The organism is Novosphingobium sp. 550D (assembly GCF_057401885.1).
Map to the genome: position 1 here is coordinate 521,627 of NZ_CM171613.1, position 14,258 is coordinate 535,884.

A 14,258-nucleotide genomic window follows, 5' to 3' on the forward strand; every position below is an offset into this window, starting at 1 on the left:
TCCGGCATGTCAAACGGCGGCTCTCGTAAGAACCCGACGTTCAACGTTCGCCCGATCAGTGTCGCAGGACGACCCAATGTCGATCTTTGTCGGCACGGTGACAAACGACCGGTTCAAGGAAATTCCGTCGCTCGCTCTGACGGAAGCAGATCATTAGTAAAGCGCGAAGTTCTGGTCTAAAAACAAAAAGTTGGGTTCCGGAGATCCGACAATCCGGCAGTTGGCGGCCAAGCTTATTGCTCCATTGGTGGAGGAGTGATTTGCAGGCCGAGTTGCCTTCCGTAGCTTTCAAAATTCGGCACAAGATCGGCATCGTGAATTGATCGAGGTGCTGCACGAAAGCTTCCAGCGCCCCCGCCAAGGCATGGCGCAATCCGCATACAGGCGTCACGACGCAGCTATTGGTTGCCGGGTCGAAGCATTCAACGAAGTCCTTCGTATCTTCCATGACGCGCATGATTGCACCGACGTTCAGCGCATCGGCGGCCTGTGCCAGTCTGAGGCCGCCGCTTCGGCCGCGCACGCCCTCGAAAAATCCTTTCGCAGCCAGTCGCTGCGCAACTTTCATCAGATGATTCTTCGAGATGCCATAAGCCTGTGCGATGTCGGCGATCGAATGATGGCCCTCCTTCACGGTCAGGAATATCAGGGTGCGAAGGGCATAGCCGGTATGGAGGGGCAATTCCATAAAAGATGCATATCAGATATTTGATTTGGCGGCCAACGCGTCTAAATAGTGGGTAGAGAATATCTCTTGATCGAGTCGAGGTGGATATGGCTTCGAACCACGCCGCGCTGGCACGAGCGCGCAAGACGGCGGAGGCGCTGGCATGCGGCATTGATGAGGCCTTCATCTCGCGGCTCGTCGAGAGCTTCTACGAGACCGTGCGTCAGGACGAGGTGCTCGGCCCGATCTTCGCCAAGCAGATCGGCGATTGGCCGCACCACCTAGCGCGCATGAAAGATTTCTGGGCCTCGATCATGCTGGAGTCCGGACGATTCAGCGGCAATCCGATGCAGAAGCATATCGCGATCGGCGGGCTCGAGGAGGCGCATTTCGCGCGCTGGCGCTTGTGCTGGGACCAGACGCTCGACCGGATAGCGCCCAGCGCGGCCGTTGCAGATCGGTTTCGCGAGGCAGCGCAGCGGATTGGCGAAAGCCTGCTGACCGGCATCCGGATCGACCGGGGCGGTCTGGCCGCCATTTCCAGGAGGGCAATGTCATGACTCCGGCGCCCTATGCCACCTCGCCGATCTTCGACGAGCAGAGCCTGCCCGATGCCTTGCGCAACGATCATCGCACCAAGGACGGCACCTGGGGGCTCCTGCGGGTGTTCGACGGCGAGGTACGGTTGGTCTTCGTCGATCCGCTGAGCGAGCATCTGGTGACGCAGGACCATCCGGCGATCATCCCGCCGCAGGCGACCCACTATGTCGTGCCGCTCGGCGCCATGACGATGCAGGTCGAATTCTATCGGGAGCGTCCCGACGCTGGCGAAGGTGCGGCCCATGGATGATTTTGCGCTTGCGCGCGTCGTTCATGTCATCGCGGTCCTGTTCTGGATCGGCGGCGTGGGCTTCGTCACCTGGGTCCTGATGCCGACGCTGAACGCGACGGAAGCGTCGCAGGATCGGCTGCGCCGCTTCCAGCAGATGGAAGCGCGCTTCGCCTGGCAGGCGCGGCTGTGGGTCCTGCTCGCGGGTGCCAGCGGCTTGTGGCTGGTAGCGCGGGCCGATCTGTGGAGCCGCTTTCTCGACGGTCGGTTCTGGTGGATGCACCTGATGGTGGCGCTCTGGACCGCATTTGCGCTGATGCTGTTCGTCATCGAGCCGCTGCATCTGCACCGCCGGCTTGCCGCTTCAAGATCACCGGAAGCCGATTTCGCGCGAATGATGCGGCTGCATCAATTCTTACTCATCGTGAGCATCATCACTATTTTCGGAGCGGTTGGCGGCAGTCACGGACTGTTCTGAACGCAAAGGGGAACGGGGGCATGCGGAGCTATCAAACGACATTCAGCATCAAGCGGCTGTGGATCATCCTGTCGGTCGGCATGGTGGTCATGTTCGGTATCCTGCTGCTGCTCGGCCAGCAAATCTACCAGCAGGCGCCGCCCATTCCCGAGGCGGTGAAATCCCAAAGTGGCCAGACCTTGTTCACGCGTGCCGACATTGAGACGGGGCAGAATATCTGGCAGTCGATCGGCGGCATGGAGCAGGGCTCGATCTGGGGCCACGGCAGCTATCTCGCCCCCGATTGGAGCGCCGACTGGCTGCATCGTGAGGCGGAGGCGCTGCTTGCCCTGTCGGCCTCGCAACCCCTCCCGGGCATATCCGCAACGCAGGTCGAGGCCGTGCGAAAGACCGCGCTGCAGGAGGAAATGCGCCGGAACACCTATGACCCAACGTCGGGCGTCATTACGGTGAGCGACACCCGCGCCCAGGCGATCCGGCAGGTACAGCAGCATTTCGTCAGCCTGTATGACGGCAGTGACTCCGCCTCGCTCAAGCTCCGCCGCGACTATGCCTTCCCGGTCTATGGCGAGCTGACGGCCGCGGAAGCCAGGCAACTCACCGCCTTCTATTTCTGGACAGCATGGGGCGCGACCACGGACCGTCCGGGCCAGACCATCACCTATACCAGCAACTGGCCGCATGAACCCCTGGTGGGCAATAGCCCGACGACCGGGACTCTATTGTGGAGCCTGGCTTCGGTCATCCTGCTGCTCGCGGCTGCGGGCGCGCTGATCGCCTATTATGCCAAGCAGTTCGACGTCTGGCGTGCCGACATGTTGCCCGAAGACGGCATGGCGCAATCGGACCTGCTGGGGCAAGCCGTCATCACCCCATCGATGCGCGCCACCGCGAAATATTTCTGGGTCGTCTGCGCGCTGTTCTTGGGGCAGGTGCTGCTCGGCATCGTCACCGCCCATTATGCGGTGGAGGGGCAAGGGCTCTACGGCTTGCCCTTTGCCGAATATCTCCCCTACACCATTACCCGCACTTGGCACACGCAGCTCGCGGTGCTGTGGATTGCCACCGCATGGCTGGCGACGGGGCTCTATGTCGCGCCGATGCTCGCGGGGCGCGACCCAAAATTCCAGCGGCTCGGTGTCAATTTCCTGTTCGTCAGCCTGCTCGTCATCGTCATCGGCTCCTTCGCCGGCCAGTGGGCCGCAGTCCACCGCCTGTTCGGTGACCTGACGGCCAATTTCTGGTTCGGGCATCAGGGTTATGAATATGTCGATCTCGGCCGGTTCTGGCAGATCTATCTGCTCATTGGCCTGTTCCTGTGGGTGGCGCTGGTGGTGCGCGCGCTCTGGTCCGTGCTGCGGCGCAAGGGCGGCAAGTCCCTCATCTATCTCGTGCTGGTGTCAGCGCTCGCCATCGGACTGCTCTATGGCGCCGGGCTGATGTGGGGCCAACACACCAACATCGCGGTGATGGAATATTGGCGCTGGTGGGTGGTCCACCTCTGGGTCGAGGGCATCTTTGAGGTATTCGCCACCGGCATTATCTCGCTGCTGTTCGTCCAGATGGGCATCCTGCGAACCTCGACCGCAACCGTGATGGTGTTGTTCTCGACGATCGTCTTCCTGTTCGGCGGGGTCCTCGGAACCTTCCACCACCTCTATTTCAGCGGAACGCCGACATCGGGGATCGCGGTCGGCGCGATGATCTCGGCGCTGGAAGTGGTGCCGCTGCTGGTGGTCGGCTTCGAGGCCTATACCCGACATAAGGTCGAGCATGAGGCCGAATGGGAACGGACCTATCACTGGCCGTTCATGTTCTTCGCCGCCGTCCTGTTCTGGAATCTGGTCGGCGCCGGCCTGTTCGGCTTCCTCATCAACCCGCCGATCGCGCTCTATTACATGCAGGGTCTGAACACGACGGCGAACCATGGTCATGCTGCGCTGTTCGGCGTCTATGGTATGCTCGGCCTTGGGCTGACGCTCTATTGCATGCGCGGATTGACCGACGTCACGCGGTGGAACCAGAAATCGATCAGACTGTCGTTCTGGTTGCTCAACATCGGCCTTGCGATGATGACCTTCCTGTCGCTGCTCCCGCAAGGCATCCTGCAAACTTACGCCAGCATCGAACATGGATACGCCTATGCCCGCTCGGCAGAGTTCATCCATAGCCCGATCATGCAGGCGCTGGTCTGGGCAAGGGTGCCCGGCGACGTCGTCTTCGCCCTCGGCGTCTTCGCGTTCGCGTGGTTTATGGTCCGGGCATTCCTACCCGGCCTGAAGTTTCGGGAGAATCGTTGAAGCCAGCCCCTTCCACGCGAAAGTCGGCTTGCCCGCGTTCAGGACGCCGAACCGCCCCCTACCGGCCAATGATCGTTCATCCGGTTTTAGGTAGACATGTAGCCCGCCTGAACGACGGGTATGTTGGCGACCTCCGCTCATGGTCAGGCGCGTCCCAGGTGACGGCTGCCGATGAACGGACGGTCGCTTTCAAGGAGCTCGGAATGACCGGTGTCGGCGTAAGCTGACGCTCTCAGCACCGCACCGGAACGACGTGATTTGGTCGTTGCCGTCCACTATGCAACACTTGTGGATCTTGGCCCGTCTTATCCCATCTGATCGTTCGCTGGCGTAGACGGTTGATATTGCGCGATACCAAACTCGCCAAGCAACGCCCGCAAAGGCTCCTGCTGCTGTAACAGTGCGTCGAGACAATCCGCCGCGCTGTCGACGAAGGCCTCATGGTCAGGATCACTCATGTCGAGCACTTGGGCTACAGCTTGCAGGATCCGGAACATTGCAGGCGCTCTGGTCATGAGGCGCAGGTTGGTCAGCGCCTCGTCATAACGGCGAGTTCCGGCTTGCCGGACCGTGCCGATGCAGGTGTAGCTGTGGGTCAGAGGGTTGATCGCTGTGATTTCGGCGACCCAGTGGAACGGCCAGTCAGCGGCGGTTCGGCAAAGGCTGCCTTCGCGCCATTCGCCAAAGGTGGACAATCGGGACATAGTGATCTCCAGAGAAGGCACAATCAGGCGGCTGCGAGCCAAGGCTGATCGGCAAGCTGATGGATGGGGGCAAAGCCGAGGCGTGCTGCGGCGGCTTCGAAAACAGGTGCGATGCTGGCGAGCCAGAGGCGAGCCGGGCCGGAAACATCGCTCCATTCGCAGCGGATGCGGTAATCGCGGTCGATCCGCTCACCGATCCAGACCGTAGCTTGGCCGTCGAGGCAGGTCAGGCCGATGTCGGCATAGGGATTGCGCAAGAGCACGCGATGCGCGTCCCCCCGCCAGCGGTGGATAAGATCGAAGGATCGCATATCCCGCCGTATGTTCGTGCGGATCGCTGCCACCAGATCGAGATAGGTGGGATACCAGTCAGCGGGCGAGATGCCGGACATGGTGCGGCAGGCAGCCTGCGCGCCGTCAGGCCAGAAGGAGGCAATGGCCACGGCGCGCCTCATGCAGCCAGCGGCAAAGGCGCTGCCGCCGCCTTGTGCGCCGCGTGGATCCAGTCGGCGGCGGCCTGCGCCTGCGCGGCAGCGTTGAAGATCGCCTTGGGATCGTGCCGCAAGGCACCCAGCCAACTGGCGAGATAGGCGGCATGATCGGGCCGCGGCGTGTAGGCGAGCCCCAGATCGGCCATCAGGTAGCTGGCGCCCAGTTCGGCGACATATCCTGACAGTCCAGCGAAAAACGGCGGTTGGGGGATCAAAATCATCGGTAGCCTCCAGCCCCACCCAAAACCCCAAGGCTCCCCCGAGGCGGGGGTGGGCGGCGAGAACGACCGGAGAGGCCCGCTGAAGCGGCGGGCCGCACCCGGAGGGGCGAAATGCAATGGAGCAGCGCGGCGCAGCCGGGCTTGCGGCGCGTCGTGGCGGGCCTAGTAGGGAGCGCCGACCAGACCCGCATCGAGGGAGGCCCCACAACAGCGTCGCCGCGTCAGCGGCGTCCGCTGTGCGCGGGCGTCAGCCCGCGCCTGTCGCAAGGGCGCAAATGATGGTTTGTCGGCTAATCTGGGGCGATCAGTCGCGGTGTCGCGCGCCAATGCCGCTCAGTCGTTGGCCAGTCTCAAAGCACTTCGCATCGCTTCGAAGAGCGCGCGGCCTACCTCGAGCGCCTCCGAGAGGTTGAGGGGCACGCCTTCGTCATCCTGGCGGGATTTGTCCGCACGCCAACGTTCCATGTGTTCGGAAGTACAGAAGAAGCCTTGCTGGGTGCAGAGCGAGGTGGCTGCGCAGTCGTCGGCATAAAGCTGACCCGACCATATGACGATGCCGGCGGGTTTAGCGAAGTCGAGGGTCTGGCCATTGTCGCGCGTACGAATAGAAAGTGTCTGTCCGCACGAGCGGCAGACCGAACGAATGACGCTAGCCTGGCCGAGCATTGCGCCGATCCCGAGCGCATCGATGGCGCACATGGCGCTCACCGTGATGCCGGCGACGGTCACGTGATGCTCGCTCGGACGTTCGGTGAATGGATATGCGCCGACTATACGACCGGCATCATCGAGTACGACCAGATCGCGCCCGGCAAGACGCCGTAGCGCAGCGGTGACCTCGTCGAATGAAGGGCCGACCGCACCAGCAATCTGTGCCCCTGCCGGCGCGCGGCCCGTGGCTGCATAGCCCTGCAGCACGTAGCGATGGACGCGGTTCTCGGCTTCATCCATCCCGCGCCATCTGGTGCCGATGAACGATCCGCACAGCCCACGCAGGGCCGCTTGCGCCATAGGCGTCGTGACCACGGTCCAGTCCGCAACGATATCAACGCCGGAGCGGACGCTCATACGCCGTGCTTAGCCGCAGCACGCGCCGTCCTTGCCGTCGACCTGGATCGGCGGACACGGCACGGTTCCATAAGAGCAGAAGACGCAACAGTCGCCGGACCTGGGCCTGAGCACCGTCCCGCACCCGATACAATCATAGAAGAACTGGCAGGCATTGGTTGGCATGGTCTCGGTCGCCTGATGGCCGCAATGCGGGCAAGTCAGCGTGGAGCGCAGCTCGATGACGGGATCAGACATAGCGATAGCCGAGATAGAGCAGAACGAGGCCGATGAGCAGCCCGACGAGCGTGACGATCCGCACCGCCGGGGGTGTGCAGACGCCGTCCGGTCCGCAGCGGGAGGCGGTGATCTGCTGGCGCGCCAGCGACACCGCCCCGGCGGCGAGGCACAATGCGCCGATGAGGAGTAGCGGCGTGCGATAGGGCGCTGCCGCAAGACCGATGCCGCCAAGCCATGCGCTGCCGATACCGATCGACGCCAGCAGGAATGGGAGAGCGCAGCATGAAGCGACACCGAATGCCGCGGCGATGCCTCCCAGCGTCAGCGACGCGGCGCCAACCCCCTTCGATGGGCGCGATTGCTGCGTCACGGGCGAATCCTTGTTCTGGTCATGCGCTCGTCCTAGCGTCTGTAGTTGCTACAGACTCAAGAGGTATTTTTACGATGGCTGGAACCGGCGCGATCCAGATCGGTGAGCTCTCCCGCCGCACCGGCTGCAATATCGAGACGATCCGCTATTACGAGCGGATCGGGCTGCTGCCGATCCCGCCGCGGCGTGGCCGCTATCGCAATTACGGCGCTGAGGATGTGGCGCGTCTCGGCTTCGTGCGCCGCGCCCGGGAACTGGGGTTCACGCTCGACGAGGTGCGCGCGCTGTTGGGGCTGGCGGCGGGTGGACAGGCCTCCTGTGCCGACGTGCGTGAACTGGCGGCCTCGCACCTTGAGGACGTGCGCACGCGGATCGCCGACCTCAGACGAATGGAACGGGTTCTGGCTGCGTCGGTGCGCGCCTGCGATGCGGGCCAGGATCCGGGCTGTCCGCTGTTGCAGGCGCTCCACGCAGAGATATCAGATGCCTGATCATGGCTGCTGGGCGTGCATCCAGTCGGCCGCTGCCTGCGCCTTGCTCGCCGCGGTGAAGATCGCCCGGGGCTCGTCCTTGAGCAGTTGCAGCCAGGAGGCGATATAGGCCGCGTGATCGGGTCGCGGTTCGTGCGCGATCCCGAGATCGGCGAGCAGGAACGATGCGGTCAGTTCGGCGGTCGCTTCCTCCATGGCAAGCGCGTGCCTGGTCCACTTGGCGCTGAAATCCCGGTCGAGCCGGTGGGCTGCGCCACTGGCATGAGCCGCCTCGTGAATATGGGTGGCGTAGAAGCCGTGGGCATCGTGGAAGGCTCTGAAATCCGGCATGTGAATGCGGTCTTCGGCGATATGATAATAGGCGCTGGCCGAGCCGTAGACAGTCTCGATGCCGAGCGCGGCGATAAAGGCTTCGGCGGCGGCGAGGCGTTCGCTCTCGGGCAGGTCCGGCCCCGGTTCGGGCGCGTAGCCATCGACCTGATCGGCGTTGAACAGGCTGAACGCCTTGGCGAAAAGCCGGCGGTGGTCGTCATCGTCGCCGGCGTCGTCATCCTTCGCGCGAAACTCCTTCCAGAGGATGCCGAGGCTGGAGTGCTCACCCTTGCGGACCTGCGCGCCGAGCGCCTGCCACTGGCGATAGGTGCCCCAGACCCCGCTCGTATAGCCGCTGCCATAGGCGGCCGCCCAGAGCGAGACCGTATTTATGCCGCGATAGGGCCTGCCGCTGGCGACGTTGGTCGGGCGGGTGACGTCGGCGCCGGAATGATGCCATGGCATGCGCCAGGTGGCGGTGCCGGCTTCGATGGCGTCGACGATCGCTTGCGTGACGCGAGCATAGACGTCTGAGCGTTGTGAGGCTGACATGATCTGTTCTTTCGTTCTCGCGCCGGGGACCATCCCCGACGGCGGAGGCCCGTTCGCGCCGGGCACAGGGGGGCTCGCGCACCCGTCAGGGCCGCAGCGAAGCGAAGGACGGCAGAGCCGTTGCGCGGGCGCGCCGACCGGCGCAGGACTCCGCCAACAGCCGGGGTGGTCTACGGCGCGGGAGGATCGATCCCGGCAATCACCGCGGTCAGGCGATCAAGCTCGCGCTGGAGAGCCTGACGCTGAAGATCGGAGATGCGCCGTTCGCGTAAATGCGCCCTGGCATCGGCCGCCGCGCGTTCCCAGGCCGGCCTATGGCGAGCGGTGATGCAGGCGTTGGGACAGCGGGTCGGCTCGCACAGGGCGGTGAGCGGCTGTGCCGGATCGGGGGTCGTCACGCGCTTGAGGCAGAGCGCGGTCGCGGGATCGAAGAAGCAATCCGCGAGCGGGCCGACATGGAAGGTGCGCGCGACGCTGGCGAGCATGACGCGCAGGCGGGCGCGATCGGCGATCATGGCGGGCAATGGCCCGAGCTTGACGGCGGCATCGTCGAGCGTCCGTGCGATACGCGGTCCCGCCGGACCGCCGAGCGATGCGCCGCCCTGACGCCGGTCGAAATAGTCCAGCAGGTCGTCAATCTGACCGAGCCGGCGCTGCGCCTCGACCTCAGCGCGAAACCCCGATGCGCTGGTCCCGGCATAGCCTTCGAACGCGGCGACCGAGGCGTGCTTGTACTGGATCATGCCGGCGATGGTGCCGAACGGACGGTTGGCGATGTGCCACGCGATGGTGCGCCGGAACTGCCTCGTCGTGATGCGCCATGGGTTGCCATCGGGACCGGGCGGGATGACCGGCTCATCGGGGCTGCCGAAGGCGGTGTTGAGGTGATCGCGGAAGGTGTTGAGCTGGCGCACCACCTCACTCGACAGATGCGTCTTGCTGACAGCGCGGGGACGAAGCACCGGCCAGAGCGTATCGCTGCCGCTGGCGCGTGCCGCGCCTGCCGACAGACGTTCGAGCACCGCGATCGCGTCTGCGACCGGTTCGATCGTCACCCAGCTCGCCGCCTCGCCCGCGGCGGCGCGGCGCTTGTAGATGGTCGATCGGATGCGATGCCGTTCGATCAGGCCGTCCTCGCTGCGCGCGATCGAGAGACACCCGCGCCGCATCGCCTGCACCTCGCAGTCGCGCATGCCGGTCAGGTAGGCGCACACGATATAGGCGGCGGCCTGGAGCATCCGTTCCTCGTGTGCGAGAGTCTTCGCGTCGAAGCGCTCGCGCCATGGCCGACCGCTCTCGGGATCGATGGTGATCGGCGTGTCCATGCCGCCGACCTCGACCCCCAGCTCGGCCGCCACTGCGTCGATCAACCTCGCTTCACCGCCAGTCAGCATGAAATGCGCGCCAGGCTCGGCCTGCACGTCTATCCCGGCATGGAGATGCAGGAGATGGGCGTTGATCGGTGGGGTCACGGCGCCGGTGCCCGGATCGATGCGCAGCTTGCCGTTATGAGCGGTGCCCCAGATCGGTACGCCGCGCCCCTCGCGGCGGCGGCGATCGAAATAGGCGTTCAGGCGGGCGCGGCGACGCTGCCGGCGATCCGCGTCCGGAAGGCCCGCGTCGTCGGCGGCAAGGCGATCCCGGCGCGCTTCGAGCCGATCAAGCTCGTGGCGGGCGGCGAGAATATCGTCAGCGAACATGGTGACGTAGCGCAACGACCAGGCGAGCAGCGCGGCGATAACCACTTCCGGGAAGCGCGGCGTGCAGTTCTCCCGGACATGGCGGTAGCCCGCAACGCGGGCGGGCGCCTGTCCGGCCCAGGGCTCGAATGCAAGGCCTCCGCCAGCGAGGTGGTCACGATAGTAATAGAGATCGGAGACCACTTCGAGGAGGTGACCGACGATGACGGGTCGTCGGGCAGGATCGTCGCGGAGATGACGGACATAGGCATCGACCAACGGCGGATCGATACGGGAAACGTCGAGCCGTCCGAGCCGCTCACGGGCGAAGGCGAAGAACCGGCGAGCACGGTTGAATACCTGGCGTATGCAGGCGGGTGGTAACTTCGTTCGATAGCCGGGAAGATCGACGTTGAGGCGCGCGTAGAGATAGGCACGCATCGCTGCCTGGACATCGGCATGTTCGAGCACGTCGAAATGCACGGTAACGTGGCAGCGCCGGGCGTTCTCGCGGAAGACGGCGGGACCGAGATCCCAACTCGGGTCGCCGACGCGCGATAGCTCCTCACGGATATGGCCTTCCTTGAGCGGCGCACTCGCCAGCACGGGGCGATCGTCGAAGGCGGGCGCCTGGGCATGGGCGGGCATGGTCATGTGCGGACCTCTGGCGGCAGATAAAGCCGCTCGCTCTCCATCTGCCGGCGCGCATCGGCGATGACGGCATCGGAGAAGGCCGGCAGGACCTGGGCGGTGATGCGGGCATGGACGCGGCCGAAATTGGCCGCCCAGTCGGTCGCGGGCAGGCTCAGCCTCTGCTCTTCGACGAATGCGAGGAAAGCGAGGATCGCGGGGAGCTTGCGCGCGGTGATGACGGCGTTGGGACAATCGAGACAGCCCCAGAAGGGCTGCGCGCAGGGTGATCCGGCCTCGGCGAAGGGGCTGCTATGGAAGCCCGCGCAGGCGGCGAGCCAGACATCCAGTTCGCCGTCGAGCAACGGCCCCACGTTAGCCAGCGGGATCAGCGGCGCAGCTTGATCGGGCGCTTCGCGCAACGTCTGTTCGGCGGTGGGCGGAAGCACGGTCGGCATCGCGGCAGCGACCGCCGCGCGGAAGGCGTCGGCGATGGCCGTCTCGTGCAGGGGCCGGAGCGACGGCAGATCGGCATAGTGGCGCGCCGCCACCTCGCGCGAGTGGCCGACCGCGAAGCGGGTCATGTGCCCCTCGGTCTTGGTGTACCATAGCGCCTTGTGGGTCTTGCGTAGCCGGGAGAGCAGCAGGTGGAGCGGCTTGCCGTCATCATCGCTGATGCCATGGCGCAGAGCCCAGGCTGCAAGTTGGTGCTTGAGATCGAAAATGCCACCGCGAAGGCCGCCGACGTTGTGATAGGCCCAGAGGCAATCGTCAGGCAGGTGCTCGCGGGCGGCGGCGGTGACGTCGATCAGGCGACGGATCAGGCCGCCCGGTGTGCCGCCACCGCCATCGCGCACCCGCATGCTCTTGTGCTCGGCGCCGCGGGCGCGGCGCTTCAGATAGCGCAGCTCCACCGTGCCGGCATGGGGGTTGGTGAGACAATCTGTGGTCAGCGCCTTCAGGCACTCGGGCTCGAGGCCGGTATCGAGCGTGAGCAGCACGAGCAGCGCCGGCAGATCGCGCGCAAGCAGGTGATGGCGGCCATGCAGATCGTCGATGAGCGTGCTGATCGGCAATCCGCGCCGCATGCGCATGAAATAGAGGCTCTTCAGCGCCGGATGGTCTGCAACGATAAAGCCCTGCCGCGCGATGATGGCTTCGACGTCGGCCCGCGCTCTGGCGATGACCGGGTCGCCCTCATCGATGCGGTCGTCGGCACCGAGACGGCGGAACATCGCTTCGACGTCGGTCCTCGCGGCGTCGCGCAACACGCGGGCGACGAAGGGGCTATAAGCATCGCGCGGGGTCGAGCGGCCCGCCGACGTGGCCAGTGTGTAGCGCAGCCGCTCATGCAGGTCAGGCGCAATCCGATCGGGCCAGTCTGCCTCGATCGCGCGCAATGTGTTGACGATCTTGCCGACCGTTATGTGCCGGTGGATCGCGCCCATCCCGCGGCGGTCGAGCGCGGAGGCGAACCCATCGATATGGGCTGCGCGCAGGTCGCCGACGCCAGCCACGTTCAGCGCTTCGTCGCCACGCCAGGCGAAGAACAGGCGGTAGGCATTTAAATACTGCTTGATGACGCTCGCCGCACCGATCGGTCCTCCGAGTGCGGCCGACCGACGCAGCGCGCCGGCGAAGGCGATGGCGAGCGGACGAGGATCGAGTGCGGCCATATCGATCAGGACCGTCCCGCCATGCCGCGCCTCGATGGTGAACTTGAGGCCGAGCACGGGATCAGGCTGCACGGGCTCGGGCGTGATCGGCGAGAAGACGACGGGCCGACCCTTGCGGGCACGCCCGCTCATGCGCCCTGCGGTCCCGGCAGCAGCGCGAGCAGCTCCTCGACCGCCGCATCCACCGTATCGGCGCGGGTCGCAATATGGTCGAGGTAGATATAGGTGGTGGTGAGGCTCGCGTGGCCGAGCAGGCGTTGCACCTGTTGCAGCGGGTCGCCCAGGATCAAACGATAGCTCTCCACCGGCCCCGCCGGCAATGCCGCTTCGCGCAGCCGCTGCTGGATCAGCAAGGCGAGCATATGGACCGCGAATGTGTGGCGAAGCTGGTGCGGGCTGATCGACAGCGGGAAGCCGTTCTCCGCGCACCTCTTGCAGGCGCGGGTGAAGATCACCTCCCACGAGTTGGGGCGGACAGGCTGCCCGACCTCGGTCAGCCATAGCGCCGCCGGCTCGCGGGGCGATCCATCCTCGTCGCACAGGATCAGGCGGCATCGTTCCTCCGGGGTGCAGACATCGCGCATGCGGTCGAGACCGGCGCGGGTGACAGGGATCGGTCGCTCGAAGCGGGCCGCGCCATCGCGTGCGGCGAACTTGGCCACGCCCGCTGCGCGCTCGACGGCAACATAGGCGGCGATCTGACGAAGCAGCCGGCGTGGGACCAGAACGCTGCGTCCCCGGTCGCCCTTGGTGAGCGGCGGCGGGAGAGGCAGCCAAAGTTGCCCAGCATCGCCGTCCGCGCGGTCGATCGCCGCGAGCTCGGTGGTGAGCAAGCCCGACGCCTCTTCGAGGCGCAGGCCAGTGGTGACGAGAAGATCGGCGAACAGCGCGTTGCGTAGCCCATTACGGTCGCGAGCGCCGGGGCGCTCCGTGCCGTCAGGGGTGAGCCCGCGCAGGCCGACCTCGCCGAAAATGCGGTAGTCGTCCATCGTGACGAACCGGACATCCGATCGCCTGGCGACACGTTCATAGGCGTCGTTGCGCGCCGCGATCATGCCGCGACGGCCACCATGCGCCGGTCGCCACACGGCGCGGCGGCTGAACGGCGCGTCGGTGATCAGCCCTTGCTGTTCACCCCAACGGTAAAGGCGATCGAGACTGGCGACGGCGCGGTTCCAGCTTGCGGCCGTTATCCGGTGATCGGCCTCGTCGCGGCGTCGCTCACGATGATAGGCATCGACGTCGTCGCGGGTCGCAGCCCACACGGTCTTGCCGCAGGCATCGAGAAAGCGAAGCCAGACAACGACATCATAGGCATAGGCGCGAAGCGAGTGCCGCGAGCGGACGTCCGACAGCGGCAGGTCGAGAAAGAAGCGATCCAGATCGGGATCATAAAGCGCGTCGCCGCGCTGGATCAGCGGCACATGCGCATCGAGGCCCTTGGCCTCGCGGCGCTCGTAAACAGAAATGATCGACACCGGCGCGAAGCCCTCCCCCCGGACCCCCCACCCGGAAGCTGACCTTCACACCGATGCGCGCTATGGCCCGGCAGCAATCAGGCTGGCCTCCGC

16 protein-coding genes are annotated in these 14,258 nt (G+C 65.3%); 5 read left to right on the plus strand and 11 right to left on the minus strand.

Going from position 1 to position 14,258, the window contains the following annotated elements:
• Nucleotides 1-55 precede the first annotated feature (55 nt).
• Nucleotides 56-688: an RrF2 family transcriptional regulator gene (locus AC2S2E_RS02525; protein ID WP_486523562.1), complete on the minus strand. Its 633-nt coding sequence runs from the start codon at nucleotides 686-688 to the stop codon at nucleotides 56-58.
• Between the two features lie 86 nt (nucleotides 689-774).
• Between AC2S2E_RS02525 and AC2S2E_RS02530 the strand changes: the two genes are divergently transcribed.
• From AC2S2E_RS02530 to AC2S2E_RS02545, 4 genes are read left to right on the plus strand one after another with little or no spacing between them, the layout of a single operon-like run.
• Nucleotides 775-1,227 (plus strand): group III truncated hemoglobin, encoded by a 453-nt coding sequence (locus AC2S2E_RS02530; RefSeq protein WP_486523563.1) that lies wholly within the window; start codon nucleotides 775-777, stop codon nucleotides 1,225-1,227.
• A complete protein-coding gene (locus AC2S2E_RS02535) occupies nucleotides 1,224-1,517 on the plus strand; it encodes a TehB family protein (RefSeq protein ID WP_486523565.1) in 294 nt (97 codons plus the stop codon). The genes AC2S2E_RS02530 and AC2S2E_RS02535 overlap by 4 nt, the downstream gene beginning before the upstream one ends.
• Nucleotides 1,510-1,974 carry a hypothetical protein gene (locus AC2S2E_RS02540; protein WP_486523566.1) on the plus strand — a complete coding sequence of 155 codons (465 nt, stop codon included), beginning with the start codon at nucleotides 1,510-1,512 and terminating at the stop codon, nucleotides 1,972-1,974. The genes AC2S2E_RS02535 and AC2S2E_RS02540 overlap by 8 nt, the downstream gene beginning before the upstream one ends.
• A gap of 20 nt (nucleotides 1,975-1,994) precedes the next feature.
• Nucleotides 1,995-4,274, plus strand: a complete 2,280-nt coding sequence (locus AC2S2E_RS02545; RefSeq protein WP_486523567.1) for a nitric-oxide reductase large subunit — start codon at nucleotides 1,995-1,997, stop codon at nucleotides 4,272-4,274.
• Between the two features lie 305 nt (nucleotides 4,275-4,579).
• Here AC2S2E_RS02545 and AC2S2E_RS02550 read toward each other — a convergent pair whose 3' ends face one another.
• The 6 genes from AC2S2E_RS02550 to AC2S2E_RS02575 all read right to left on the minus strand — a co-directional run bounded on the left by AC2S2E_RS02550 (nucleotide 4,580) and on the right by AC2S2E_RS02575 (nucleotide 7,347).
• A complete protein-coding gene (locus AC2S2E_RS02550; RefSeq protein WP_486523568.1) occupies nucleotides 4,580-4,999 on the minus strand; it encodes a hypothetical protein in 420 nt (139 codons plus the stop codon).
• A 2-nt stretch (nucleotides 5,000-5,001) separates the two neighbouring features.
• Nucleotides 5,002-5,433: a hypothetical protein gene (locus AC2S2E_RS02555; RefSeq protein ID WP_486523569.1), complete on the minus strand. Its 432-nt coding sequence runs from the start codon at nucleotides 5,431-5,433 to the stop codon at nucleotides 5,002-5,004.
• Complete coding sequence (locus tag AC2S2E_RS02560; protein WP_486523570.1) at nucleotides 5,430-5,690, minus strand: zincin-like metallopeptidase domain-containing protein; 261 nt, start codon at nucleotides 5,688-5,690, stop codon at nucleotides 5,430-5,432. The genes AC2S2E_RS02555 and AC2S2E_RS02560 overlap by 4 nt, the downstream gene beginning before the upstream one ends.
• A gap of 333 nt (nucleotides 5,691-6,023) precedes the next feature.
• Nucleotides 6,024-6,758 carry an alkylmercury lyase family protein gene (locus AC2S2E_RS02565; protein ID WP_475283830.1) on the minus strand — a complete coding sequence of 245 codons (735 nt, stop codon included), beginning with the start codon at nucleotides 6,756-6,758 and terminating at the stop codon, nucleotides 6,024-6,026.
• A gap of 9 nt (nucleotides 6,759-6,767) precedes the next feature.
• Nucleotides 6,768-6,995 (minus strand): GDCCVxC domain-containing (seleno)protein, encoded by a 228-nt coding sequence (locus AC2S2E_RS02570; protein WP_081458651.1) that lies wholly within the window; start codon nucleotides 6,993-6,995, stop codon nucleotides 6,768-6,770.
• Entirely contained in the window at nucleotides 6,988-7,347 is a 360-nt protein-coding gene (locus AC2S2E_RS02575; protein ID WP_008068557.1) for a mercuric transporter MerT family protein, read from the minus strand. The genes AC2S2E_RS02570 and AC2S2E_RS02575 overlap by 8 nt, the downstream gene beginning before the upstream one ends.
• A gap of 74 nt (nucleotides 7,348-7,421) precedes the next feature.
• Between AC2S2E_RS02575 and AC2S2E_RS02580 the strand changes: the two genes are divergently transcribed.
• Nucleotides 7,422-7,838 (plus strand): MerR family transcriptional regulator, encoded by a 417-nt coding sequence (locus AC2S2E_RS02580; RefSeq protein WP_008068555.1) that lies wholly within the window; start codon nucleotides 7,422-7,424, stop codon nucleotides 7,836-7,838.
• On the opposite strand, the gene AC2S2E_RS02585 is transcribed toward AC2S2E_RS02580, so the two are convergent.
• From AC2S2E_RS02585 to AC2S2E_RS02600, 4 genes are all read right to left on the minus strand, one after another.
• Nucleotides 7,839-8,702 carry an ArdC family protein gene (locus AC2S2E_RS02585; protein ID WP_018076189.1) on the minus strand — a complete coding sequence of 288 codons (864 nt, stop codon included), beginning with the start codon at nucleotides 8,700-8,702 and terminating at the stop codon, nucleotides 7,839-7,841.
• A 170-nt stretch (nucleotides 8,703-8,872) separates the two neighbouring features.
• Complete coding sequence (locus AC2S2E_RS02590) at nucleotides 8,873-11,035, minus strand: hypothetical protein (RefSeq protein WP_008068559.1); 2,163 nt, start codon at nucleotides 11,033-11,035, stop codon at nucleotides 8,873-8,875.
• On the minus strand, nucleotides 11,032-12,819 hold the full coding sequence (locus AC2S2E_RS02595) for a hypothetical protein (protein ID WP_170171450.1): 1,788 nt from the start codon (nucleotides 12,817-12,819) through the stop codon (nucleotides 11,032-11,034). Before AC2S2E_RS02595 ends, AC2S2E_RS02590 begins: the two co-directional genes overlap by 4 nt.
• On the minus strand, nucleotides 12,816-14,165 hold the full coding sequence (locus tag AC2S2E_RS02600) for a tyrosine-type recombinase/integrase (RefSeq protein ID WP_170172298.1): 1,350 nt from the start codon (nucleotides 14,163-14,165) through the stop codon (nucleotides 12,816-12,818). The genes AC2S2E_RS02595 and AC2S2E_RS02600 overlap by 4 nt, the downstream gene beginning before the upstream one ends.
• Nucleotides 14,166-14,258 lie beyond the last annotated feature (93 nt).